The following is a 24,011-nucleotide window of genomic DNA, read 5'->3' as shown; positions in this document are numbered from 1 at the left end:
CTCAACACCTCACATTTTACTGATTGATGATCATTTCGCCTACTTTATAAATATCTCCCGCACCCATAGTAATAACCAAATCGCCTTCTGAAGCGTTTCTGCTGACATAATTTGCAATATCCTCAAAGGTATCCATATAATAGACCTTCTTTTCCGGATGCACTCTCTTAATTTCCTCAGCAAGCTCCGCAGAAGAAATTTTATAAATGTTTTTCTCTCTGGCCGCATAGATTTCAGCCAGAATCAACACGTCAGCATCAGTAAACGCTTCCGCAAACTCATCAAACAGAGCCAATGTTCTGGTATAGGTATGTGGCTGGAACAAGCACCAAAGCTTCTCATGGGGAATATTATGGGCAGCGGACAGCGTAGCCTTGATCTCCGTTGGATGATGTGCATAATCGTCTACCAGCTTAACGCCGTTCTGCGTGGTTCCTATGATGTCAAAACGCCGCTGCGTTCCTTTGAACTTGTCCAGTGTGTCAATGATCACTTGAGGATCAACGCCTAACTGGTGACAGCAGGCAAACGCGCCTACAGCATTGAGAATATTATGTTCGCCTGGTACGCAAAGCTTCACTCTGCCCAGTTTCTCTCCAATGTAGAACACGTCAAAAGACGGCATGCCGTTTCCGTCAAAGGACACATCGGCAATTCGGTACGTACATCCCTGTCCATATCCATAGGTAATCGCTGATGGAATATCACTGATTACCCGGCTCACAAAGGGATTGGCATCATAAGCTATCAGCTTGCCTCCCTCCGGCACAGCCTTCGCAAACTTATCAAAAGAGCTAACGATATGTTCAATATCTTTAAAATAGTCCAAATGATCTGAATCGATATTAAGAATTACCTCAATCCTTGGACGAAGCTGCAGAAAGCTGTCTCTGTATTCACAGGCTTCGGTCACGAAATACTGTCCATTCCCTACTTTAACATTGCCGCCAATCTCTGCCAAATTTCCTCCAACTAAAATAGTCGGCTCCAATCCGGCATGCTCTAAAATCAAAGAAACCATAGAGGTCGTTGTAGTTTTCCCATGGGTACCGCTAATGGCGATGCTATTTTCAAAATCATCCATCAATGTTCCCAAAACCTCTGCTCTGCTCGCCAGAGGAATATTCCTCTCTCTTGCCCTGATAATTTCTGGGTTTTCCTCCGCAATGGCTGCAGAGTATACGATCAGATCTGCTTCTTCTACATTTTCTGCTCTATGGCCTATATAAATCTTCACTCCGTGCTTTTCCAGTTTATCGGTAATCTCTGACTGCTTCATATCTGATCCCGACACGTTATATCCTCTGGAAAGCAAAATCTCTGCGATGGCAGATAAGCCTACGCCTCCGATGCCGATGCAGTGTATATTTTTATAACATGATAGCTGAATCATCTGTTCATTTCCTCCAAACACTTAAATCTGTCTCTTGTCTTATCTATTCTGGCACGAAAGTTCCAATGACATACATTGGAAACTTTGATTATATTCTGAATTATATTGAGTTACTACGCCATAAGCGCTAACCTCTGTCTTTACTTTCACTTTCAGCTTGTCTTGCTGTGTGTAGATATTATACCATAACCAGAACAGAAATGGACAAGAAATCCAAATTATTTTTTAAAATTCTTCTCCTTTCTTCTATTCTATGGTAAGATAGGTGTGGAGGTGCACCCTATGAAAAGAACTGAACGAGTCGGCGCAATGATCAAGACCTTGACCGACACACCCAGCAAGCTATATTCCCTGCAATATTTTTGTGAGGCCTTTGGAGCTGCCAAATCCAGCATCAGTGAAGATATCAATTTAGCCGATGCATCTGTACGTGCTACAGGAACCGGCTTTATTGAAACTATTTCCGGCGCAAGAGGCGGCGTCCGTTTTGTACCTGATATCAATGAAGCCCAGCTTATTGCTCTGCAAGAAGAATTTTGTACGCGTATCTGCGACAGCAGCCGGATTTTGGGCGGCGGTTTTTTATATACATCGGACATTATGTTTGATATGCATTTGATCAACCGGCTCTCCGTAATCTTTGCGAAAAAATTCAAGGATCGAGGCGCGAACTATATCGCAACCGTTGAAACAAAGGGTATTCCCCTCGCAGCAAAAACGGCCTGGCAGTTGAATCTGCCTCTGGTAATCATTCGCCGGGAAGCAAAAGTCTCTGAAGGCTCTACCGTAAGTATCAATTACTTCTCCGGCTCTTATGACAGAGTACAGAAGATGTCCATTTCAAAACGGGCCATTGTTCCAGGCTCAAAAGCTATTATTATTGATGATTTTATGCGCGGAGGCGGGAGCACACGAGGCATCGCTGATATTCTGTCTGAATTCGATGTATCCGTTGTCGGTACAGGCATCGCGATTGCCAGCGTTCTTCCCGTAAAAAAACGGATTGAAGATTACACACCTATTCTTTTCTTGGGCGATGTGGATGAAGAAAAGCGTCACATAGAGGCAACTCCTAATTATCAGATATTTTAGCAATTTTTGTTGATCGCTACTGTAAAATGTTGTATAATATGATTATCTTTAAGCATCTGATGCGAGAAAGGTGGTCATGTCATGAACATAACTGATGTAAGAATCCGCAAGATTAGCGATGAGGGCAAGATGAAAGCAGTCGTTTCCATCACCTTTGATGATGAATTCGTCGTCCACGACATTAAGATCATAGAGGGTCAGAACGGCTTATTTATCGCCATGCCTAGCCGTAAAATGGGCGAAGGCGATTTTAGAGATATTGCACATCCTCTGCTCTCTGAAACGAGGAATAAAATCAAGGACGCAATCTTTACGGAATACGAAAAGGTACTATCAGAAAAGGATACAGAAATTGAATAGCGTATCCTACTCAGGCATTTCTTAAGTATTTGACTACATGGGTCTATGACAGCAGGTTAAAAACCCGGCTGCCACAGACCCCTTTTCATTTTATGAAGGATATCTATATCTCAGACGTTGCCTCCATCACACGAATGATATTCGTATTACCCGGTACGTCTACCGGCAAGCCGGCTGTGATAACCACCTTATCACCATTTTTGATCAATTCTGCCTCAATAGCTTTATTAGCACAATGACAAAACAGTTCCTCAATTTCATACCTGTAATTTGCCATAATCGGGCACACACCCCATACCAAAGACAATTGATGATATGTTTTCTCATATGGTGTTGCACCAATAATCATGATGGCCGGACGAAATTTTGACATCCGTTTAGCCGTGTAACCCGTTTTCGTTATTGCCATGATAGCGCCGGCCTTAATATCCTTTGCCAATGTGCATGCAGCATGTCCCACTGCATTCGTTACGTCCAGCGCATCCATTTCATGCCAGATCTGTTCCCGTCCGTTTCTGGAAAGCTGATCCTCCTCTGCCTGTGCTGTAATTTTTGCCATAGCTTTTACAGCTTCTACAGGAAACCTTCCGGCAGCGGTTTCTCCGGAAAGCATAACTGCCGTTGTACCATCAAAAACGGCATTAGCTACGTCGGTAATTTCCGCCCGTGTAGGAATTGGACTAGTGATCATTGATTCCAGCATCTGCGTTGCAGTGATGACGATTTTACCTGACTGTACGCATCTTTTAATGAATCGCTTCTGAATACCTGGTAATTTTTCATACGCCACCTCTACGCCCATGTCGCCTCGCGCCACCATAATACCGTCAGACAGCTGTAATATTTCCTCAAAATTCTCAATTCCCTGGGTACTCTCAATCTTAGAAATCACTTTAATTTCCTTACCGCCATTCTCATCCAGCAGTCGGCGCACCGCCTTGACATCGTTAGCGCTTCTCACAAAGGATGCCGCAATATAATCCACTCCGTTTTCAATGCCAAACAAAATATCCTCTTTGTCCTGTGAACTGATATACTGCATGTTTAAATTAACATTGGGAAGATTGATACCCTTGTGATTACTGATTTTCCCACCATGTATAACTTTACCGACAACGTCTGTTTCTGTAGTTTTCATAACCTTCACTACAATTTTACCATCGTTGATCAATACCAGGTTTCCTGGTACGACTTCCTTCGGCAGTTCTTTATAGGTAACTGAAACCATATCCTTTGTTCCCTGGACATCTCTGGTTGTAATAGTAAAGTCCTGTCCATCAACAAGAATCTCCTCTCCTCGTTCAAAATCACGAACACGAATTTCTGGTCCCTTTGTATCTAGCAAAACAGCAGCAGGTATTCCCATCTGATCACGTATCTGTCGAAAAATCTTAATCGTCTCTCTGTGCTCGTCATGTGTGCCGTGAGAAAAATTAACGCGAGCCACATTCATACCTGCCTGCAGCATCTCTTTCAAAATTTCAGGTTCTCTGGACGCCGGTCCAATCGTACAAACAATTTTCGTTTTCCTCATAGTATTTCCTTTCTAAAACTTGCAAATTCCTAATGCTACTCCGATCTTCTCCTTATCTCACACCGAAGCAATCAAATTCATTATACCTCAAAATACAAAAAGAGCCTCAAAGTCTCATGAATCTTCTTAGCTCACATCAAAACACAAATACTCTCGCGAAACCCTGCAATCCTCCCAGATCACCGGACATCCTACATAATTGAGAAAATTGATAAAATCTCCTTTAGAAAGCGACAGTGTCGCTATATTTCTATTAGGATTATTAGGATGAAAATTAACTAATTCTATATCATCTGCATTTGCGATCTCTTTACACAACACCACGGTCACACTGTCCTGGTATCAGTCCAAAGCATACCAGCAACTCCTCAGCACTGGTAAATACCGCTTTGTACTCTATTACTGTATACTCTGTAATACCAATCCTTTCGAAAGCCTCATATGATCTTTTCTCATTATCAGACGTGGACTTTACACCTTCCTGTTGAATTCCGTATTACACTGATGACATGTTACCTTAATTGTCCCTTTTCCCTTCGGCGCTCGCATTTTCTGCCCACATCCCGGACATTTAAAATAGGTATAAATACTGCGTTCGTAACGTCTCTGTCTTAGAGACTTTCCTTTAGTAAGCTTATACTTCATCGCCAAATACCAGTTATTTTCCATTTCTCTCTTGTAGAGATTACGAGAAAATGCACGAAAATAGGCATAAATGAACAAGACCAATCCTACATAGTATAAAAAAACATATATAATGCGTATCCATCCAAAAAACATAGAGCCCAGCATCATAACCAAAGCGGCAACTAAAAGAAATCTATCAAACTGATCAATGCCTCTCCTGCCCTGCATGAATCTATATATTTTATATCTGAAGCCATTCATAATGCCACGCCTCCCTAATTTCTCAGCTTTCTTTTATTTTATCCCAATTATATATATTTTTTATTTCCTTTATGTGAAGAAGCTGTGATAATTCCACCCAATTTTGTGGTATAATGTCTACACACGGCGACTGGCGAGCTGAAAGCGAAGACAGAGCCGATGTGTAACAGATGCCCAGAACACTTAGCGATTGGCAAGCTGAAAGGCGCAGACAGAGCTTAGTGCTTATGGCATAATGTCTACACACGGCAATGAAGCCCTAGCCCGCTGATCGACAAGCCACAGGCGCAGGTGGAAGCGCGGCAGGTCTCATGTCAGGAGTGCAGGAGCTTTGCTCCGTGGCATTCTACGGCAAGGCGAGCTGAAAGCGAAGACAGAGCCGATGTGTAACAAACGATAATGCACTATAAAGAAGGAGAAAATATGGATAAAACATCAAGAGACTATGAAGTTTGCCTCTGCTATCACACTACCAGAGGGCAGATTGAGGACATTATACGTGAAACAGGTATAACCACTCTAAAAGAACTTTGTGAAACAGCCAAGGTCGGGAATAAGTGCGGAGGCTGCCGGGAAGACCTTCAGATGATTTTGGATGATGTCCTGTCCGAATAAAAAATGAGCGCAACCCATATGATATGCCCCCTTTACTGGATAAAACCAGTAGAGGGGGTTTTGTCTATGCGTTACAATTACGAATTTAAACTGAAGCTTATTGTGCTTTATCAAAAATAACTTATGCTTAAACTGTAAATTGCAACTCAAATAGAATTGAACATCTGCAAAATGGCTTGCAGTTCCTATAATCAACATCTGATAAACTTAACTTGTATTGATGCACCAAAACGGCGGCAACAAATCAGATCAATAAAGAAATTAAGCAATACTCAAAGCAAATCTGAAATCTCCCTATGTACCGGAAAGAAGAACGACTTTTTTTCACAGTCTCATTCTCAATGGAATTAGTCGTATAAATGATTTTGCGGATTTCTGCCGGATATTTGAAGTAAATACATATAGGCGGTTGATGCATTCTTTTCTTTCTGGTGATAATTTTCTTCTTACCATAAAAATATCCTTCTGACTCAATTTCATTCTATCATTGATTCAGAAGGATATATACCTTGATTATTCGGTTTACGCAGAACTATTTACATTCTCCGATATAAGCTTGCACTCATCCTTTATTCCGCCTGTTTATTTACCACAGGCGTATGGAGCAAATTCCAGTCGGATAAAGTATCCCTGATCATGCTCGCACACAGGACATTTTTGCGGCGCCTGCGTAGTCTCCATAATATGCCCACAATTAAGGCATATCCATTTGCACTGAACATCGGAAACAAACAACTTATTCTGTTCCAGCAAATCTGCTAAAACGCCGAATCTGTCTCCATGCGTCTTTTCAATCTGCGCAATCTGATGAAAAGAGTTCGCAATTCTTGGGAAACCTTCTTCCATTGCTTTATTTCCAAAGGCCTGATAAGCATCATCGTATTCCTCATATTCGTTGTGCTGCGCATAACGAAGCAATTGCACGATAGAATCTGTAATATCCACTGGATAGCCTCCATCGATTTGAATACTCTCTCCGGCCATTTCTTTCAGATGATTGTAAAACACTTCAGCATGCTCTTTTTCCTGATCAGCCGTATAGGTAAAAATAGCTTCCACCACATGGAGCTTTGCCTGTTTTGCCTGCGCAGCCGCAAAGGTATAACGGTTTCTGGCCTGGCTTTCACCTGCAAAAGCACGCATCAAATTGGTCTTCGTTTCACTCATGTTAAAATCTACTGACATCTTTCCTCCTCCTATTTCAAAGCACTAGATATCTACTAGTATTCACCAAGTTAATAAAGATATGCGTGAGAGAAGAAAAATGCCGCGATCAAATTTTTCAGAATCTTAAAGACAGACAGGATAACCCTCCGTCAATCTTTCTGTACTCAGAAGTGTCTACCACTATTGTTTTGTATCCTAAATCCTGTACCGCTTTCAACACTGCCGGATAACCCTCTGGTACGATTACAGTATCGTTAACCCAGATGCAGTTTGCCGCATAGGCTTCATCTTCTGGAATCACAACTTTGTTGTACTGAGCAAAATCCGCTTTCTCCACAAATTCTCCGCTCACCAGCATATTGTTATCCTCCAGATAATTTACACCCGTCTTCAGGTGCAGCACCTTCTCCAGTTTGACTTCTGAACAGGTCATATCATACTTTGCCAGAATTTCTGTCAGTTGCCGGATACCTTCTTCATTCGTTCTGCCGCTGCGGCCCACATAGAAGTGATCGCCTACCATCATAACGTCGCCGCCTTCCAACGTTCCCGGAGCTTTAATATGCTCAATTTGGTCGTCAGAAAAAAACTTTTTTACAGCGCCGATGATTTCTTCCTTCTCTCCATTTCTGGATTCCGTACCAGGATTCGTGATAATAGCACACTTTCTGGTAATCAACGCCGGATCTTCTACAAAGCAGGAGTCAGGATATCTCTCGTCGGCTTCCAGTACTGTCACGTCTACATCGCACTGTTTTAACGCTTCAATATATGCATCGTGCTGCCTCAGCGCCAATTTGTAATCCGGAATACCCGGATAATCTCCGCCGGAAATGCCGTCCTTAATCGCTTTGCACGGTCTTCTTACGATAACGTGATTAAACTTTTTCATAATGATACTCCTCTCTTGCGGTCAGTAGAAACATCCGTACTGCCCTTAATAAAAAATATTATATATTATATTTTCAACACAGTCAATAAAAAGGACCAGAAATTCCTGTATGCCATGGTATGATTAAAATCTCTGTGATCTGCCTCTATAAGAAAAATTCCTGTTATTTCTCATCCTTATGGTGGTATAGACACTAAGATAAACCATGGAATTCAGGAGGCGTTTTATTATGAACATAAATAATTTCTTTCAGCGCTTGGATGAGCTCTTTGCCCAAAAAGAAATGCAGCAAGCCGAACAATACATGAAAAGGTCTCTGGCTGAGGCAGAAGATCAAAAAGATTTCGGCTCGGCAATTGCGATATGCAGTGAGCTCGGCGGCTACTGTCGTGTTACCAGTCAATATAAAGAAGGGATCGCGCTCTACGAGAAGGCCCTTCATTATATTGACCAGCTTGGTCTGACCGGCAGCGAGCATCACGGTACTACTCTGATGAATTACGCGACGACTTACACCATGACCGGAGATAAGGAAAAAGCATTATCTCTTTATAAACAGGCTGCCGACATCTTTCAGGCCGCTGGATTTACCATTGATTACCGCTTGGCCACCTTATATAATAACATCTGCTTTATCTATCAGGATTTAGGACAGTACGACCACGCAGAAAAAAACCTTCACAAAGCGCTGGCAATCCTGGAGCAATTATCCGAAAGCGCCATCGAGCAAGCTATTACCTATGCCAATTTAGCAAACATATATCTGGCGTCAAATCGCCTTCCTGAAGCAAAGACTTCGGCAGAAAAGGCTATTTCCATATTTACGAAGGAAAGCGGAAAAGAGGATGTACATTACAGCGCTGCGGTTTGCACTCTGGGTGAGATTGCATTCAAAGAAACCCGTTTTGCTGCTGCCCTCTCGCATTTTAGAGAAGCTATGTCTCTGACAGAGCGAGACTTCGGCAGTAATACCCTTAGCTATGCCGTTTTATGTGATAACGCCGCACTGTGCTGTGACGCTTTAAAGCTGGAAAAAGAGGCCGTTGCATATCGCGCCGAGGCACAGGCGATCAAAGAAAGGATCAGCTTATGAAAGGTTTAACCCTGTCTCGTAATTACTATGAAGCCTATGGACAGGAAATGATAGAATCCGTTGCGCCCGAATTATCTGTTCGAGCTGCTGTTGGACTGGCAGGAGAAGGTTCTCAGTGCTTCGGTTTTGATGACGATATTTCTCAGGATCATGACTTCGCCCCTGGCTTCTGCATCTGGCTCTCTGACGAAGACTTTGCGAATTACGGCGCTGCTCTGCAGCAGGCATATGACCAGCTTCCTTTCTTATTTCAAGGCTTTTCCCGCGATAATATCATCGCAAAGGACCGTTTGGGCGTTATGAAAATCAGCAGTTTTTATGCCCGCTTCACCGGAAACCCGGACGGTTCTCCCGCAAGCAATCTGGACTGGCTTCTAACGCCGGAAAATCAGCTTGCGGCAGCTACCAACGGAGAAGTCTTCAGAGATGATGCGAAAATCTTTACCAGCATACGCCAACATCTTCTGCAATTCTATCCGGAAGACGTGTTACGTAAAAAGTTAGCGGCTCGCGCTGCGGTTATGTCTCAAGCTGGACAATACAACCTGCTGCGCGTTATCCGCAGAGGCGACGCCGTAGCGGCGCTGCTCTCTTTATCCAGATTCACGGAATCCACACTATCCATGATCTACTTACTTAATCGGCAGTATATGCCCTTCTATAAATGGGCTTATCATGGTCTGAGTAATCTTCCCCTGCTGGCGGCAGATATTACCGCGCTGCTTTCCGAAAGCGCGGAATGCCTTATGGATATGATAAATAAGAGACGTTTGGAAAAAGCCCGGCAGAAAGCCTTTGATCTTACGGAACAAATCTGTCATCTTACAGCATGTGAATTGAACAGACAAAATTTCTCTTTTGTCAACAGTGATTTCCTGCAAGATCATCTTTCCAGTATCATGGATGGCATCAAGGACCCACAGCTACGGCGTATGCCTCCGATGTTTGACTGTAACAACTGAATCTAATCCCCTGTTTACCCCAAATGTAAAGGAGAAAAAAATGCTTATAAATACAATAGAAAACATCATCACCATTGAGTGGAATATGTTCCAGAAGGTCATTAATATCGGCGGACGTGCAGACTGTCAGGACGACTACGAAACCTTCTACATCATGCGCCGCAGCCAGTATGAAAACTGGAGCGACCGTATGATTCGTTGTTATTACAGCTTTCTCTGCGACTGTGAAGCGAATGGACGCAATCTAGTCACAGAAAAATATGCCCGTATGATGCAATATACGGATTTACATTATTTCAATAAACACCTTGCGGCACATATGCCTCCAGTCCCGCAAGTTAATTATCGGTTGATCAATCAAATAATTCCTGTTTTGCTGCAGTGGGAGGAAGAATTTGCTGTCGCCTATCCAGGGCTGGCAGGCCGCGGACGCCCCATTACTTCAGAGGGAGACGCTTCCGGTTTCACCTCCATGGAAACCTACGCCAGAGGTGAATTTGAGACATATCCTACAGAGCTTTTGCAGCTTTATGCTGATTATGTGGAAAATTTGAAATCCGCCGGAAAATCTATGTCGCTGATGATTCAGGACACCATGGTAAAGCTATACGGATATAGCAGCATAGAAGAAGCTGAAGCCAGCTGCCGTACCTAATATGGTTTTTTACAAGCAAAGGAGAAATACTGGAACTACATTATAATTTTCTTTTGGTTTTCAGATGAAACCACATGTAGGTTAAACATCCCGCAAGGATCACAAGGGAGATTGCTAGAATTGTATACATCCCCATTCCGTACTTCCAGACGGATCCTTTTTCCCAGTTAATGAAATACATGTACAAATAAAAATCGATACAAACAACAGCGGTTATAACAGCATTATGAACCATATGCATTCTCACCGCTGTTTTGCATTCATCCTTTTTTGCAATCGCAGTTAATAAGCTTTGTATCTTCCTATCTATCAGATATACCCCATATGCCGTTACACAGCCCAAAAAAGTGATAGAAGTAAAGGTCGCCATATAGGAAAAATCATTTCCATAAATCTTCCCGCTAATCACACTGGAAACTGCAAAAAGAATATGAATTATAACCAGACTGATACACCTCTTCTTTATCTTTGAATCAGAATAATATCCCGTCTCCATTTTCTACCTCCTGTAAATGTTAGAAATGAGAGGGTACACACAATTTACCATATCCTCTCATTTTTCTACTGCAAAAAACTATTCACTTTAGGATTTACCAGCAACGTATGTACACTTTAATGAACCTGTGGGATAATATGATCTTTGGCCTGGATGCCATTTGTAGGTCGCATCGATTTTAGCATAATTTTTTTTAAATTCAACATAAAACTTATCCCACGTCTCAAATTTCTTAGAATTATATTGAGTCCCCATGAAAGTCACTGTCCCCCATGCAATTCCTACTATTGACATGTCCTTAACAAGTGACAATACAACACTAATAAGATATGAAAATGCATTTGATTCAGTGCTAGTTTTGAACTTATTTCTAACATCAAGAACTTCTGATTTCGTCATATACGTAGTCTTTATTCTATTAGGATGATCTACAAGCGGAACGATAATCGGATATGTAGTATTGGTATCAGGTTTTATTCTCATTGATAAAGTTGTATCTTTAAGAACATAATCTGCTTCTACTTTTTTACCGTTAGCATCAACCGCAGGCATTAACTCGATTACATTGATAACTTCATTATATGCATTCACAACAAAAATTGCTCCTGTACTTTGCTTTCCTGATTCAAGTCCATATTCACTATCTCTAACTAGCTGATAGCCTTCAGGAAGGTTATATTGATAAGAAAAGCTCTTTGGTGCAGAAAAATCCTTCAGTATTACCGTGCTTTGAATATAACTAAAATCTACAGGTTCTTCTATTACTTGTACTGATAATGCCATAGAACTTCTATTTGAGTTGTATACAATTGTTCCATTAGAAGTCTGTACACTTTTAATATCAGAAAAGTCTTTTGGCAATGTCTTTTTTATTATACCAAAAGCTTCACCTTTAAATGAAATTACTTCGTCTCCACTTCTTGGAATAATATAATCCACATCACCTAAATCTATAGAGTAATACTTCGTATTCTCTTTAATATTTTTATCAATTTTACTAGTACCTATTACTTTTTCCACAATTTTAGCATTATAATTAGCAACATTCTGTCCAATATCAATAGACTGCAAAGCAAAAGACGATGTACTTATTACAAACACCATAGATAATATGAGTAAAATACTTACAAATTTCTTCATATTTTCTCCTTTCTTTCATATTTGTTACTTGACTTTAGAAACTTTATCATTCACAATAATGATAGAGTTTTTCTTAATTACTTGATACGTCGCACTACGTCATTTGTTTTTTTGAAAAACTCTTTTTTATTATTTCTTTCAACTCACTACCCTCATATACATCTCCCCTTTTTACATAGATAAGTTTAAAATAATATAAAGTATTATACAAATCAAAATTTTCACTTTTCACGCTTTTTATATTATAATGATTTTTTATATATTTGTCAATATATATTTATTACATAAATATGTATTAAATATTATCCGAGTAATGACTAAATAATTCGTAGTACAGATAAACAATTTATCATCAAGGAGTTCTTCAAAAATTACCTTATCCCATCACCTTGTGACTCGGAATTCTCTCTACTTTAATGGGTTTTCCAACGCAAAATAACATTTTGGAAATTTGAGGAAATTTATATTTTTTCTCCATAACAACCAGGAATTTTATCAAAAAGACAGAAAAACCTGATTCCGAAGAATCATGTCAGACTGTAGACAAAAAATAGTTTTGATACTCTCTTTTTTCTTTGGAAAAATTTTTATATATATTAATCAAATTTCAACATAATTTAAAAAGGAGGTCCGAAGACCTCCGTAGTAATCAGTCATGTGCGACAGCGTATTCAAATTCTTCCCGAACTTCTGCAAGCACCTGCGGATCATCCATGATTTCTTTTCCCGCCATGGCCATAGCGCAAACATTTTTCATCAGGGATTCCTTTGCCGGCTCCCGCTGGGTTGCTTCACGGAATCCGTCTGTATGCGTTGAATGCACTTCACCAGGCGCCATAATATTGAAGGACGGATGAATGGTCGGACACACGTGGCTTACGTTGCCTACATCAGTAGAGCCGTTAGCCTCTCCTGCATCTTCAATATCACAAATGCCAACCTTTTCCAGATTTCTACAAAGACATTCCTGCAGAGCATTGTTTGTCAGCAGATTATCATTGCCGGTTTCAAACTCTGTGATTTCAACTCGAGCACCGGCAGCAAGTGCACCAGCCTTTGCACAGTCGCAAACCTTGTCAGCAAGTTCCTGCAAATAGGACTTACTGGTGGCACGAATATAAAACTCTGCACAAGCCAGATCCGGAATTGTATTCGGTGCTGTTCCGCCTTCCGTAATAATGCCGTGTACTCTAGCAGTCGGAAGCATCTGCTGACGTAGCAGTCCAATATTAGAAAATGCAGAAATACAAGCATCTAGTGCATTGATTCCGCGCTCCGGATTTGCCGCAGCATGCGCAGCAACTCCGATGAACGTAAAGCGCAGTGCTTTCAGCGCAAAAGAAATTCCGCTCTTTACATTTGCGTAAAACGGATGAGAAATCAGTGCCGCATCGATATCCTTAAAAACACCATCCTCCGCATATTTTACTTTTGCTCCGTCAGTTTCCTCAGCAGGTGTTCCGATTACCACAATTCTTCCTTTGGTATCACCAATATTTTCCTTTAAATGAATGGCTGCACCAGTGCTTAACGTTCCCAAAATATTGTGGCCGCATCCGTGTCCTACCTGCGGCAGCGCGTCATATTCTGCCAGATATGCAATCGTCGGGCCGCCGTTTCCGTTTACATATTCCGCACGAAATCCTGTCTCAATGCCGTCATAACCATATTCGACTTCAAAACCGTGCTTTCTCAGAAGTTCCACATGTGCCGCTGAGGATAAGCGTTCCTCATAGCCCAGTTCCGGATGTTCATAAATATACCGGCTCAGATTCAGAAGCTCCTGTTTCAAAGATTCATCTACATAGTTCAACATAATTCTTCTCCTGTTATTCCGTCTGCCATTTTAGAACGGACCGTAGTTGATTGCAGTTGCAATCATGATAAATACCGTTTCCAGTGCAAAGAGAATTCCCGCCAATGGCAGCACGAACTTGTACCATTTGTCCATAGGAAGTTTCATCATACCGCACCAGGTTGCTACAGAAGTAGGCCAGATCATGTTGGAGAATCCGTCTCCGAACTGATAAGCAAGTACTGCAACCTGTCTCGGAAGTTCTACCATATCTGCAATCGGAACCATGATCGGCATGCTGGTTACAGCCTGTCCGCTTCCGGAAGGAATGAAGAAGTTCAGCAGGTTCTGTGTAATCAGCATCATAAATGCAGACAGGTACTTAGATTTAGTGTCTGCAATTCCAACGATTGCATTTGTGAAAGTATCGATAATCATGCCGTCCTGCATAACTAACAGAATCACTTTTGCCACACCGCATACCAGCGCACCGAACATGATATCTCTACATGCTTCGATAAAGGTTTCGGCAATCTGACTAAAGTTCATTCTCTGAATCAGACCTACTAAAATCATCATACCTAGGAACAGACCTGCAATTTCGTTGATATACCAGCCTAATTTTACTGCACCGTACATAATCAGAATTACTGTAACAAGGAACAGAAGCATACTGATTTTGTGTCTTGTAGTAAATTCCGTCTGCATCAGTTCTTCTTCAGATAATCCTTCCGCGCTCAGCTCGATATCTTTTACGATGCTGAGTCTTGGCTCCTTCTGCACTTTCTTGGCATACCGCATTACATACAGAATGGATACACAGATAAATACAGCAAAGACAATACATCTGAAGCCGAGGCCGGAGAACATCGGCAGTTCTGCGATATTATGCGCAACGCCAATGGTGAACGGGTTGACCGTTGCCGCTGCAAAACCGGTGATAACACCCACATACACCAGTGCACCGCCGACTAAAGCATCGTAGCGCAGTGCTACAGCAATCCCCATAAATACCGGAATAAATCCAAAGGTTTCTTCAGTCATTCCGAAAGTAGATCCACAAATTGCAAAGACCAGCATGAACAGTGGAATGATAAAGGCCTTGTGACCATGGAGTTTTCGCAGCATTGCGCCTACCGCTGCATCAAATGAGCCACACTTTATCTGCATGTATACAAATGCATACGCAAAGAAGATAAAGAAGATGATTCCAGCTGAGTCTATCATTGCTTCCTGTACAAGAGTAAGCAATCTAAACAGTCCTACAGGATTTGCTTCTACTTGGTGATAAGAGCCCGGTACAACCAGCGTTCTTCCGGAAGCTTCATCTACTACACGATCAAATTCCCCTGCTGGCACAATCCAAGTGAGAACTGCCATTAAAATAATAATGATACCTAAGATGACATAGGTATGGGGAATCTTGAACTTTTTCTTTTCTTTCATAATCGGCTCCTCCTCTTATTCTTTTATTACACCTAAAGTCTGCAAATGCGCAAGACTTCCGTAACGACGTACAGCTTCTGCATATTCTGCCTCATCGTAGAAACAGCATACACCTTTTCCAAAATCTTTGGCAGTTTCCACCAAAAATCTTGCAGCAGTTTCTACATCTGCAAACTGCGTTGCACCAGTTGCACAGCCGGCAACCGTACTTTCTGTCACAATTGCTACACCTACTGTCGGTGCACCGGTTGCAGTGCTTGGCTGCAAAATACTGTTAAGATGATACAGATCATTGCCGTAAGGTGTAATGTCCAGCGTACTCAGAGAAAATACTTTCGGCAGCTCTCCTGTTACACGTTCCATTACATCCAGCAGATCTTCACTGCACCGCAGAATATATCCCTCTTTTACGGTATTGGAGATTGCAATTCCGCGATGACAGATGATACGGTTTCCTTTTGTGGTATCAACTGATAAAATGGCGTCTAAATCAGCAGAGACATCTTCACGGTTTACTTGTGCTGTTTCCACCGGAGAATCCATAAAAGGTACCGGCTCATGAGGTCTGGTTGGCGCATCCGGACAAATATGGGTAGAAACCACTACGTCTCCCTCCAGATAATCGCCCTTTGCCTGCATGTCCAGCAGTTTAGCTGCAGCTGCCAATGCTGCCAGGGCTCCGTCGCCATCAGAAACAAAACCAGTTACTTCCGGACGGGCACCTAGCCCTCCCAGTCTTCCTAAAAGGCCGATGGTCGGTGCATTCATGCCTTTACTTTTTCCACGGGTACCTGCAATTTTAATGCGGATCATATCCGTATATCCCTTTGGTCCTTTCAGCGGGTACACATCCACATCAGCTGCAGAATTGACAGACAGCAGATAATCCTTTACTGCCTGTCCGCTGGCTTTCGGCGAATCCAGCAAATCAAATAACTCAATGACTTGTTTTAATAGCATTTTTCCCTCCTTTGTTTTTCTGCTTACAATTTTAAAGAATCTCACAATTTTAGTCTACATTCATAACATCCGAATTATATCGACATTTTTCGTGCTTTTTGCACAATAAATCTGTAAAATTTATCAAAATATATTCCATTCTATCGTATAAAATGTTAAAATATTTATAGCAAAGGAGGTTCTATATGGCAGTAACCGTACAAGACGCACTGAATCTCAGTGCTTATCAGGAATGTCAGCTTCGCGCCGGAAGAGGTGGACTAAATCACATCATTCTCTATACAGACAGCATGGAAGTCCCGGACATTCAGCCCTGGCTGCGTCCAAATCTTTTGATGATTACCACTGGTTATTCACTCTGTACTTCTCAAAATCCCGCCGCGCTGAAACAGCTTCTGATTGATCTTCACCATACTGGCAGTGCCGGGATTGCGATTAAAACCCGTTTTATAGGCACCCTGTCACAAGATATAATTGACACAGCCAATCAGCTGAATATCCCTCTGATTCTGGTGCCCGACGATATGCCTGCATCCTCGCTGGTTGTACCTCTGATGCAGATGATTTACAACGATCAGACACTTCAGCTTCAGAGCAATTATTTCTATATCGACTTGATTTCCGGAAGTATTCAGTCCGAACAGGAGGCTCGCATGCGTGCGGAGGCCATGCAGTGGCCAAAGCTTCCTCTGCGTCTGGTTCTCTTTAACTCCAAAGAGTTTTCACGTCAGGAAGAAATCATGAAAACACTGGAAAGTATTGTAGATTCCATGGTTCCATCACATATTCTGCTGTCAAACAACGACCACTTCATCTTTCTGCTGCCGGATGCCTTACCAAAACCGCTACTGGAAAACCTTTGCCAGACTGCGTGCCGCAGCATAAGCCAACACTATAATATTCTTGCACGAGCAGGAATTTCAAAAAAGATTACAGAGTATACCTCACTGCATCAAGCCTTTCAGGATGCTCTGGACGCATTAAAGATTGGAGCCATCGAAAATCCTGATAAAATTCCTTTCTTCATCAGCGAATTCACACTGGAGCAGGCTCTATTAGACTTCAAAGGCAACGAAAAGCTTCGCAGCTGCCTGCACGAAACCTTCACACAGCTGGAAGACTATGACCGCCATCATAACTCAAATCTGTTAGAAACTCTTTCTGTCCTGACAGCTTCACTAGGATCCAAAGCAGAAGCTGCCAAGAGGCTGTTCCTTCACAGAAATACACTACTTTACAGAATCAAAAAAATAGAGGAGCTAACCGGTTTTGATTTGTCGGATTCCCGCACCATCGCAGACCTGTCATTTTTCTTTAAGATTCGACCATATATCTAAGTTTCGCCAGGGGCCGGTGCTGCATCTCCCCGCCGGTGCGGCATTCCTCTCTCCGGCACTGACAAAATTGACAAATTTCCGGAATTCTATCAGTTTTGTCAGTGTTTTGCCGACTTTCCTACTGTTTTCAACGGTTTTACTGACAAAATGGACAAAAAATAAAAAATCTGTCACTTTTGTCAATGAATCGATGAGGAGACAGCAGCGAAGGCGGAGACGCCAGGTGACGCTGCCAAGCGAAGCAGGCCGCCCACGAAAAAAGGAGGAACAATCACAAATCGCTTTCTCAGTAAAGTGTTTACATTTTTTAGCCTTTGCTGTACTGTTCACGTATATGCCCTCTACTGTTTTTGTGGGGTATGCCACGAATCCATTGAAATTCCAATACTTTCAAGTAAAAAAATCCCCCAGATAAGTCTGCTGATCGCGTCTTAAACTGGAGGATATTCCCTAGTTACAAGAAGATTTCTCGGTTATAATTTTATACGAAAAATGTGTTCTGTTTTGCCATGTACCAGCTGCATAGGGATTATTTATCCGGTAAAGATTATATACAACCAGAATAACTACTACTATCGCTGCATAAGCGATTGCCATTAATCGCTTTGACTTGTTTTTTAAGATTTGCTGAATACCATTCTCAAATCTTGCTAAGTAATAGCGAAATTCACTTTCGCTACGTAAACGTTCACGTCCCCTGCTATTCATTTTTAACCTCTCTTTCTCTCAACACAAGTTCATTAATTGTACCGTCTTCTTTATACTCGACTATCCTATCCAGTTTTTTCAAAAATCTTCCACGTACTTTTTTTGAAGAAATTCCCGAATACTGTTTATCAGGCGATAGGTCAGAAACAATGTACACATCCATATAGCAGGCAATTCTATCGTCATATCTTGCCGGTAAAGTAAGCGGATAGCAGTCCAAGTAGGTCAGCATTTCCTGCAGCGGTATTTGTCCTCGAAAATTATCAAATACCAAAACCGAGTGACCTCTGTAGGTGTCAAAGGAGATTCCCTTTTTCTCCCGATAATTTGTTACACGGCACACATTCAAGAATCCATGCTCCTTATAGATGGAATATAATTTGTCTGCCTCATTTACACCCCATATGTAGGTCACATATATATTCCTTTTTCTTCCTAAAAATTGTTCGCCATAATATTTATCTTGGAGCGCTTCAATGTCTTTTACTTTTAAGGCGAGACTCGGCAGTTCTTCAATGATATTTCGAATTGCAGCCCCTTCGTCTACCTTATCCAGTAAAACTGACATCGCAGGAAAGCGTTCTTCTTTTTCTGAAGGAATATGCCCGGCTTCTTCAAAGCTGCCTTCTACTGATGTCTCTGCTTTCCTTGTGTCAGTCCACTTCCCCTCTTTGCATATATAGTATCTATTTTCCTGTAGCGATCCATACGCTTTTTCGATATGAGCTAAGGGAAATCGTTTTTTTAAAGTCGAAAATCGAACTGGTGAACCAGAGTAAAAAAACAGATGCATATGAAACATCCTTTCACCTAGGCATTGAGGATCAATTTGCAATTTTGAGATATTCATTTTTTTCTCCTTTCGATTCTTAGTTTTTTTGCGCCAGGCCTTAGCGTACTTATATCATACTTTTTTTAGTCCTAAAAAAATATATTCAAGAAATAATTAATATGTATTGATTTTTAATTTACAATTTGATAAAATAATAAATTTAGGTTTTAATTATCTAATTGCAATCCGTGACATTTTATTTTAATCAAAGAAAAAACCACCAAGAAGATTTGACTCTCCTTGATGGTGTTAGGGTTAACTAATTGGAATTCCTATGTCATAGGCCAACTCTCTTATTATACCAATATCTTTTTCTTCCATTTGGAACACAACTTCCAAAAAAGCCCTTGCTTTCGCATGTTCCCTGTTTGCACCGCAATCCAATGGATATCCAGCAAGGAACATCATAGCTTCGATTTCTTCATTTTTCGAAACATATGCATTGATGAGCACAGTATTCCAGAAGCCATACCTGTTCGGATGCGATTTCTTCATGTTGAAGAAATCAGCTGCTGCAATTGGTGAAAAACCGATTAGCTCTTGCAAAAGGATTTTGCCAGATTGCTCAATCATGATTCCGTTTCGATTCGGAATGTATCCTATTGTTTTATTCATTCGATGAACTACCGTCTCCCGCCATTTCAGAAGATTGGGTTTAGAGGATTTGTATTCGGCAAAAGCCGCTTCGAATTGATGCAGCATGCCTTTCTATTTAAGTTAAAAATAGATTTGATTTTCAAAATGGCAAATGTTAAATTGAAAGGGTTTATTTTTTTCATGAAAACCACCTCCTGAATCTGAAAATCATTTTCAATTAGTACAAAATATAACTATTTTCTGCAAAATTTATTATTTTGTTGCCCATTTGAAAATCATAAAATCAAATCTTTACATGGCTTTCGCCATGCCCTCTGCACGCGACCTGCTTTCTTTTTTAAGTCGCGATTCAGTTCAGCAAATTTGCTTTTGCAAGCATTTTCCTTAAATCTTTTTAAACAAAAGACCGAGCTGTTAAGCTCGGCGTTATAATTTCCCTATTTTTTAGTCAGGCGTTCCCACCTTAAATTCTACTAATTTTTAATGATATATAATTATGATTTTTAGTATAAGTTAATTTTAATTTTACTAAGATTATAGCACAATTTTCCTGTACTTACAATTGTTTTCGAGATTTTCCCTTTTTTATCTATAATTTAATTAAGAAGATTTCACCTATATAAAAATGCCGCCAGGATTTAATTGCCCGGCTGCAGATACTCTTTAGCTCATTTATATTTCTATCATATTAATAGCTTCTATTTTTCTTCTCTCCAGAATCTTCAAGTAGTATTTTTCTATAATTCGGCTGTTTGCGTGTCCTAATAAATCAGATACCGGCTGCAAATCCATTCCTTTGTCAAAAAGTAACGAACCAAAAGTATCTCTCAGCTTATGCACCCCGCTTTTATTCTCAATACCTGCATTTCGATTAATGGTTGCCAGATATTTATTCAAACTTGCAGGTGCTACAATTCGATGATTTGCAGTATAGATAGACAAATCCTTATCAGGAAACTCCGCAAAGAGCAGCCTTGCCATATTTTTGGCGGTTGCGTTCAGCGGAACCAGTCGTCTGCTTCGTTCCGTTTTCGGTTTCATCTGAATTACTGTATCCTAATATGGAATTTCGTTGTCCGGCTCCCTTTTTACGGTGATTGCCGTCTTGCTTACTTTCACTACGCCATTCTCAAAATTGATATCTGATTTTTTAATGCACAGGCCTCCCCTTCCCACAGTCCGGTTTACAGCATGAACACAAATAATCTTCCGTATTTGTAAACATATCGGTTCTGACTGTCTTTCTTTAGACATTCTTCCTTGAATCGCTAAACTTCTCTCGAATCATAAATTTCAATGTCTTTATGTTCTTTGAAGTGGCTTTCCGGAATCATCGTAACTGACAGCATTGGATTTTCTTGTATCTCCAAAATCTTTTCTACATACACAGCATAATCGAAACACCCACTAAATGCATCGTAAACTTTTTTAACAGACAAATGACTTAATCCCTTTTCAAATATTCGATCCAGAATTAACTCAATGTCTTTTCCAGTTAAACTTAAAAATGGCGTCTGCCCGCAGCGGGGCAAAATATGATTTTCGATTGTGCTGGTTAATCGCAGCAGCGGGGATTTTGATCAAAAACCACAGAAAAACCTGATTCTTCGGAATCAGGTTTTCGTGTAATTGGCTAGGGTAGCAGGATTCGAACCTGCGCATGATGGAATCAGAATCCATTGCCTTACCGCTTGGCGATACCCCAACATTTGGAGGCGACACCCAGATTTGAACTGGGGAATAAAGGTTTTGCAGACCTCTGCCTTACCACTTGGCTATGTCGCCGCATTTATATGGGGTGGGTAGTGGGATTCGAACCCACGTATACAGGAGCCACAACCCTGGGTCTTAACCACTTGACGATACCCACCATCTCTCTGCTAAAACGTGCAATTTACTGTCATCCTAAATGCTCAGCATTTGCAAAAATATTTTAGCACATCTTCCAGCATAATGCAATGGAAGTTTTAAAAAAATTGGCGACCTGGAACGGGCTCGAACCGTCGACCTCCAGCGTGACAGGCTGGCATTCTAACCAACTGAACTACCAGGCCGCATTACTTACTAATTTACCGTATTCATTCCGGCAAATCATCTCACAATTTGCTTCGATTTGAAACAATGGTGGGCGTTATAGGGCTCGAACCTATGACCCCCTGCTTGTAAGGCAGGTGCTCTCCCAGCTGAGCTAAACGCCCATAAAAAAATGGTAGCGGCGAGTGGAGTCGAACCACCGACCTTCCGGGTATGAACCGGACGCTCTAGCCAACTAAGCTACACCGCCACGCAATTACACGATTGCTTCAAATCACTGCAAGAAATATATTACCAAATACCCCTCCGTTTGTCAACAACTTTTTTCCAACTTTTTCGATTTTCTTTTAAGTTGTTTTCCGACAATCCTGTCCTCCTGCGGTAAGCAGCAGTCATAACTTATAATAGTTTATCACATTAAAATAATTTTATACGTCTATACTTTGTACAGTTCCCATCGGTACTGCCCTATAATATACTTCAACTGATAAATATATTCCTGATCCAAAATTCTGGACTGACAAGTGTAAACCAGGGCGTCGATGCCTGCAAGTCTGCTTTCCTCCACAGTTTGAATCTTTTCCACTACGACTTCGACTCTCTCACCGCACTCCCGGCAAAATCTCCACTTATATGGTATGGGCTTTTTACTCGGCTCAGAACTAAAAGTTGCAATCATCGCAACAGGTTTGGCCACAATCTTCACTGCTTGTATCCTCCCATCATCATGTAATTCCCATCGTTAACTCCGCCTTCCAAAGGCTTCAATGCAGAGTTGGCAAAAGTCCCGCGATAGATAGCGGTCTGCCCAAATCTGGCGCGAATTTGATCCACTACCTGATTCAGCGCTTCGTCCCGCGGAATCTTTTCAAAGTCAAATACGGAAAGCTGATATTCGTCAGCTCTCACAAATTCCGACAGTCTGACCCCCAGCTGACGTACCGGCTCACCCTTCCAGCATTCCTCAAAAAGCCGGCATATATACTGGTAAATTCTCGTCGTATCGTCGGTAAAAAACGGCAGCTGCACCTGATGACTATACCGTACAAACGTCGCAGCCTTAACGCTGATTCCGATTAAAGAAGCCTTACATCCCTGACGCCGCAATCGTCCAGTTACTCTGTCCGTCAAGGATAACAGATACTGTTCCGCCTCCTGACAGCTTGTCACATCAGCAGGCAGCGTCATACTATTGCTCAATCCCTTCTGCACGATCTCTCCATTAGGAATGACACGATCGCCGTCAATACCATTGGCATACTCCCATATAAGCTGCCCATGACTTTTCAAAAGTCCGCGAAGCAAAACGCTGTCCGCCCGAGCCAAATCTCCTATGGTTCTGATATTGATTCTCTCTAACTCACGCGCCGAAGCGCTGCCTACCATAAACAGCTCTCCTACTGGCAGAGGCCACAGCTTTTCTTCCAACTCTGTTCGGTTCAACAGCGTATGCACTTTATCCGGCTTAGATAATTCCCCTGCCATCTTGGCCAGCAGCTTATTAGAGCCTACGCCAACATTTACAGTAAAGCCAAGTTCCTTCTTGATTCTTTCCTTAATTTCAAAAGCAATCTGCTCAGCAGGTCCGAGCCGTCCCTCGCAGGCGGTAAAATCCACAAAACACTCATCTATGCTGTATCTTTGGATGAGCGGTGAATAGCTATGGAGAACATCATATATGGCGTCGCTGCATCCCAAATACAAATCGTAATCCGGAGGGAATATCAGCAGCTGCGGACATTTCTGCCTGGCTTCAAAAAGGCTCTGACCTGTTGCAATCTTATATGTTTTCGCAGGTATGGACTTCGCCAGTATAATCCCGTGCCGGTCCTCAGGATCACCAGCAATGACTGCCGGTACGGTTCTGATATCCAACGGATATCCTTTTTCCAGTAAATCCACGGCAGTCCAGCTGAGATATGCGGAATTTACGTCCACATGCAGAATACGCATTGTTTCCACCTCCCAAAAAAAACATATGTTCTTTTCTCGATTTTAGTATACCACCCCTACGC

The 24,011-nt window shown here is 41.6% G+C and carries 23 protein-coding genes and 6 tRNA genes; 7 read left to right on the top strand and 22 right to left on the bottom strand.

Going from position 1 to position 24,011, the window contains the following annotated elements:
- Positions 1–16: 16 nt before the first annotated feature.
- Positions 17–1,393: a UDP-N-acetylmuramate--L-alanine ligase gene (gene murC / locus ACPW7J_RS06310; RefSeq protein WP_161875380.1), complete on the bottom strand. Its 1,377-nt coding sequence runs from the start codon at positions 1,391–1,393 to the stop codon at positions 17–19.
- A gap of 282 nt (positions 1,394–1,675) precedes the next feature.
- Between murC and purR the strand changes: the two genes are divergently transcribed.
- Together purR and spoVG are read left to right on the top strand one after the other, a co-directional pair.
- Entirely contained in the window at positions 1,676–2,485 is an 810-nt protein-coding gene (gene purR, locus ACPW7J_RS06305) for a pur operon repressor (protein WP_161875379.1), read from the top strand.
- Positions 2,486–2,566: 81 nt separating this feature from the next.
- Positions 2,567–2,845: a septation regulator SpoVG gene (spoVG, locus tag ACPW7J_RS06300; protein ID WP_161875378.1), complete on the top strand. Its 279-nt coding sequence runs from the start codon at positions 2,567–2,569 to the stop codon at positions 2,843–2,845.
- Between the two features lie 103 nt (positions 2,846–2,948).
- Here the strand turns inward: spoVG and pyk are convergent, their stop codons facing one another.
- Together pyk and ACPW7J_RS06290 are read right to left on the bottom strand one after the other, a co-directional pair.
- Positions 2,949–4,379, bottom strand: coding sequence for a pyruvate kinase (pyk, locus tag ACPW7J_RS06295; RefSeq protein WP_161875377.1), 1,431 nt, complete (start codon positions 4,377–4,379; stop codon positions 2,949–2,951).
- Between the two features lie 471 nt (positions 4,380–4,850).
- The gene (locus ACPW7J_RS06290) at positions 4,851–5,267 is read right to left on the bottom strand and encodes a hypothetical protein (protein WP_425757259.1); all 417 of its coding nucleotides are present in this window, start codon (positions 5,265–5,267) and stop codon (positions 4,851–4,853) included.
- Positions 5,268–5,690: 423 nt separating this feature from the next.
- On the opposite strand from ACPW7J_RS06290, the gene ACPW7J_RS06285 reads away from it, so the two are divergent.
- Positions 5,691–5,882 (top strand): (2Fe-2S)-binding protein, encoded by a 192-nt coding sequence (locus tag ACPW7J_RS06285; RefSeq protein WP_161875375.1) that lies wholly within the window; start codon positions 5,691–5,693, stop codon positions 5,880–5,882.
- A gap of 582 nt (positions 5,883–6,464) precedes the next feature.
- Here the strand turns inward: ACPW7J_RS06285 and rbr are convergent.
- A complete protein-coding gene (rbr, locus tag ACPW7J_RS06280) occupies positions 6,465–7,067 on the bottom strand; it encodes a rubrerythrin (protein ID WP_161875374.1) in 603 nt (200 codons plus the stop codon).
- 97 nt (positions 7,068–7,164) lie between these two features.
- Positions 7,165–7,941, bottom strand: a complete 777-nt coding sequence (locus ACPW7J_RS06275) for an arginine deiminase family protein (RefSeq protein ID WP_161875373.1) — start codon at positions 7,939–7,941, stop codon at positions 7,165–7,167.
- Positions 7,942–8,170: 229 nt separating this feature from the next.
- Here ACPW7J_RS06275 and ACPW7J_RS06270 point away from each other — a divergent pair, with 229 nt between their 5' ends.
- From ACPW7J_RS06270 to ACPW7J_RS06260, 3 genes are read left to right on the top strand one after another with little or no spacing between them, the layout of a single operon-like run.
- Positions 8,171–9,034 carry a tetratricopeptide repeat protein gene (locus ACPW7J_RS06270; RefSeq protein ID WP_425757257.1) on the top strand — a complete coding sequence of 288 codons (864 nt, stop codon included), beginning with the start codon at positions 8,171–8,173 and terminating at the stop codon, positions 9,032–9,034.
- The gene (locus ACPW7J_RS06265; protein ID WP_425757255.1) at positions 9,031–9,996 is read left to right on the top strand and encodes a DUF4037 domain-containing protein; all 966 of its coding nucleotides are present in this window, start codon (positions 9,031–9,033) and stop codon (positions 9,994–9,996) included. Before ACPW7J_RS06270 ends, ACPW7J_RS06265 begins: the two co-directional genes overlap by 4 nt.
- Before the next feature lie 40 nt (positions 9,997–10,036).
- Positions 10,037–10,651 (top strand): DUF4125 family protein, encoded by a 615-nt coding sequence (locus tag ACPW7J_RS06260; protein WP_425757253.1) that lies wholly within the window; start codon positions 10,037–10,039, stop codon positions 10,649–10,651.
- A gap of 40 nt (positions 10,652–10,691) precedes the next feature.
- Here the strand turns inward: ACPW7J_RS06260 and ACPW7J_RS06255 are convergent, their stop codons facing one another.
- From ACPW7J_RS06255 to ACPW7J_RS06235, 5 genes are all read right to left on the bottom strand, one after another.
- Entirely contained in the window at positions 10,692–11,147 is a 456-nt protein-coding gene (locus tag ACPW7J_RS06255; RefSeq protein WP_425757251.1) for a hypothetical protein, read from the bottom strand.
- 87 nt (positions 11,148–11,234) lie between these two features.
- Complete coding sequence (locus tag ACPW7J_RS06250; protein WP_425757249.1) at positions 11,235–12,287, bottom strand: hypothetical protein; 1,053 nt, start codon at positions 12,285–12,287, stop codon at positions 11,235–11,237.
- A gap of 649 nt (positions 12,288–12,936) precedes the next feature.
- Complete coding sequence (locus ACPW7J_RS06245) at positions 12,937–14,103, bottom strand: M20 family metallopeptidase (protein WP_425757247.1); 1,167 nt, start codon at positions 14,101–14,103, stop codon at positions 12,937–12,939.
- Between the two features lie 30 nt (positions 14,104–14,133).
- Positions 14,134–15,528 carry a YfcC family protein gene (locus tag ACPW7J_RS06240; RefSeq protein WP_425757245.1) on the bottom strand — a complete coding sequence of 465 codons (1,395 nt, stop codon included), beginning with the start codon at positions 15,526–15,528 and terminating at the stop codon, positions 14,134–14,136.
- A 15-nt stretch (positions 15,529–15,543) separates the two neighbouring features.
- Entirely contained in the window at positions 15,544–16,488 is a 945-nt protein-coding gene (locus ACPW7J_RS06235; protein ID WP_425757243.1) for a DUF1177 domain-containing protein, read from the bottom strand.
- Between the two features lie 185 nt (positions 16,489–16,673).
- Here ACPW7J_RS06235 and ACPW7J_RS06230 point away from each other — a divergent pair, with 185 nt between their 5' ends.
- A complete protein-coding gene (locus ACPW7J_RS06230; protein WP_425757241.1) occupies positions 16,674–17,825 on the top strand; it encodes a PucR family transcriptional regulator in 1,152 nt (383 codons plus the stop codon).
- 700 nt (positions 17,826–18,525) lie between these two features.
- Here ACPW7J_RS06230 and ACPW7J_RS06225 read toward each other — a convergent pair.
- From ACPW7J_RS06225 to ACPW7J_RS06170, 12 genes are all read right to left on the bottom strand, one after another.
- The gene (locus ACPW7J_RS06225; RefSeq protein WP_425757240.1) at positions 18,526–19,326 is read right to left on the bottom strand and encodes a hypothetical protein; all 801 of its coding nucleotides are present in this window, start codon (positions 19,324–19,326) and stop codon (positions 18,526–18,528) included.
- 294 nt (positions 19,327–19,620) lie between these two features.
- A complete protein-coding gene (locus tag ACPW7J_RS06220) occupies positions 19,621–19,980 on the bottom strand; it encodes a hypothetical protein (protein WP_425757238.1) in 360 nt (119 codons plus the stop codon).
- Between the two features lie 654 nt (positions 19,981–20,634).
- Complete coding sequence (locus ACPW7J_RS06215; protein ID WP_425757236.1) at positions 20,635–21,003, bottom strand: tyrosine-type recombinase/integrase; 369 nt, start codon at positions 21,001–21,003, stop codon at positions 20,635–20,637.
- A gap of 15 nt (positions 21,004–21,018) precedes the next feature.
- Positions 21,019–21,216, bottom strand: a complete 198-nt coding sequence (locus ACPW7J_RS06210; protein WP_425757234.1) for a hypothetical protein — start codon at positions 21,214–21,216, stop codon at positions 21,019–21,021.
- Positions 21,217–21,592: 376 nt separating this feature from the next.
- Positions 21,593–21,667 (bottom strand) — tRNA-Gln (locus ACPW7J_RS06205).
- Between the two features lie 5 nt (positions 21,668–21,672).
- Positions 21,673–21,747, bottom strand: a tRNA-Cys gene (locus ACPW7J_RS06200).
- 9 nt (positions 21,748–21,756) lie between these two features.
- Positions 21,757–21,832: transfer RNA gene (locus tag ACPW7J_RS06195), tRNA-His, on the bottom strand.
- 107 nt (positions 21,833–21,939) lie between these two features.
- Positions 21,940–22,016: transfer RNA gene (locus ACPW7J_RS06190), tRNA-Asp, on the bottom strand.
- A gap of 68 nt (positions 22,017–22,084) precedes the next feature.
- Positions 22,085–22,160, bottom strand: a tRNA-Val gene (locus ACPW7J_RS06185).
- A gap of 9 nt (positions 22,161–22,169) precedes the next feature.
- Positions 22,170–22,246 (bottom strand) — tRNA-Met (locus tag ACPW7J_RS06180).
- A gap of 186 nt (positions 22,247–22,432) precedes the next feature.
- Positions 22,433–22,702, bottom strand: a complete 270-nt coding sequence (locus ACPW7J_RS06175; protein ID WP_161875367.1) for a hypothetical protein — start codon at positions 22,700–22,702, stop codon at positions 22,433–22,435.
- Positions 22,699–23,949: a DNA polymerase Y family protein gene (locus ACPW7J_RS06170; protein WP_425757232.1), complete on the bottom strand. Its 1,251-nt coding sequence runs from the start codon at positions 23,947–23,949 to the stop codon at positions 22,699–22,701. The genes ACPW7J_RS06175 and ACPW7J_RS06170 overlap by 4 nt, the downstream gene beginning before the upstream one ends.
- Positions 23,950–24,011: the final 62 nt, after the last annotated feature.

Origin of the sequence: Ihubacter sp. rT4E-8 (assembly GCF_049852125.1) — a bacterium.
Classification (GTDB): Bacteria; Bacillota; Clostridia; order Peptostreptococcales; family Anaerovoracaceae; genus Senimuribacter.
Note: the sequence above shows the minus strand (reverse complement) of the source record. Positions and strands in the feature narration are given on the sequence as shown.

Excerpts from the sequence above, each read along its gene's own strand:
- murC (WP_161875380.1), bottom strand. The coding sequence starts at position 1,393 with ATGATTCAGCTATCATGTTATAAAAATATACACTGCATCGGCATCGGA.
- purR (WP_161875379.1), top strand. The coding sequence starts at position 1,676 with ATGAAAAGAACTGAACGAGTCGGCGCAATGATCAAGACCTTGACCGAC.
- spoVG (WP_161875378.1), top strand. The coding sequence starts at position 2,567 with ATGAACATAACTGATGTAAGAATCCGCAAGATTAGCGATGAGGGCAAG.
- pyk (WP_161875377.1), bottom strand. The coding sequence starts at position 4,379 with ATGAGGAAAACGAAAATTGTTTGTACGATTGGACCGGCGTCCAGAGAA.
- ACPW7J_RS06290 (WP_425757259.1), bottom strand. The coding sequence starts at position 5,267 with ATGAATGGCTTCAGATATAAAATATATAGATTCATGCAGGGCAGGAGA.
- ACPW7J_RS06285 (WP_161875375.1), top strand. The coding sequence starts at position 5,691 with ATGGATAAAACATCAAGAGACTATGAAGTTTGCCTCTGCTATCACACT.
- rbr (WP_161875374.1), bottom strand. The coding sequence starts at position 7,067 with ATGTCAGTAGATTTTAACATGAGTGAAACGAAGACCAATTTGATGCGT.
- ACPW7J_RS06275 (WP_161875373.1), bottom strand. The coding sequence starts at position 7,941 with ATGAAAAAGTTTAATCACGTTATCGTAAGAAGACCGTGCAAAGCGATT.
- ACPW7J_RS06270 (WP_425757257.1), top strand. The coding sequence starts at position 8,171 with ATGAACATAAATAATTTCTTTCAGCGCTTGGATGAGCTCTTTGCCCAA.
- ACPW7J_RS06265 (WP_425757255.1), top strand. The coding sequence starts at position 9,031 with ATGAAAGGTTTAACCCTGTCTCGTAATTACTATGAAGCCTATGGACAG.
- ACPW7J_RS06260 (WP_425757253.1), top strand. The coding sequence starts at position 10,037 with ATGCTTATAAATACAATAGAAAACATCATCACCATTGAGTGGAATATG.
- ACPW7J_RS06255 (WP_425757251.1), bottom strand. The coding sequence starts at position 11,147 with ATGGAGACGGGATATTATTCTGATTCAAAGATAAAGAAGAGGTGTATC.
- ACPW7J_RS06250 (WP_425757249.1), bottom strand. The coding sequence starts at position 12,287 with ATGAAGAAATTTGTAAGTATTTTACTCATATTATCTATGGTGTTTGTA.
- ACPW7J_RS06245 (WP_425757247.1), bottom strand. The coding sequence starts at position 14,103 with ATGTTGAACTATGTAGATGAATCTTTGAAACAGGAGCTTCTGAATCTG.
- ACPW7J_RS06240 (WP_425757245.1), bottom strand. The coding sequence starts at position 15,528 with ATGAAAGAAAAGAAAAAGTTCAAGATTCCCCATACCTATGTCATCTTA.
- ACPW7J_RS06235 (WP_425757243.1), bottom strand. The coding sequence starts at position 16,488 with ATGCTATTAAAACAAGTCATTGAGTTATTTGATTTGCTGGATTCGCCG.
- ACPW7J_RS06230 (WP_425757241.1), top strand. The coding sequence starts at position 16,674 with ATGGCAGTAACCGTACAAGACGCACTGAATCTCAGTGCTTATCAGGAA.
- ACPW7J_RS06225 (WP_425757240.1), bottom strand. The coding sequence starts at position 19,326 with ATGCATCTGTTTTTTTACTCTGGTTCACCAGTTCGATTTTCGACTTTA.
- ACPW7J_RS06220 (WP_425757238.1), bottom strand. The coding sequence starts at position 19,980 with ATGAATAAAACAATAGGATACATTCCGAATCGAAACGGAATCATGATT.
- ACPW7J_RS06215 (WP_425757236.1), bottom strand. The coding sequence starts at position 21,003 with ATGAAACCGAAAACGGAACGAAGCAGACGACTGGTTCCGCTGAACGCA.
- ACPW7J_RS06210 (WP_425757234.1), bottom strand. The coding sequence starts at position 21,216 with ATGTCTAAAGAAAGACAGTCAGAACCGATATGTTTACAAATACGGAAG.
- ACPW7J_RS06170 (WP_425757232.1), bottom strand. The coding sequence starts at position 23,949 with ATGCGTATTCTGCATGTGGACGTAAATTCCGCATATCTCAGCTGGACT.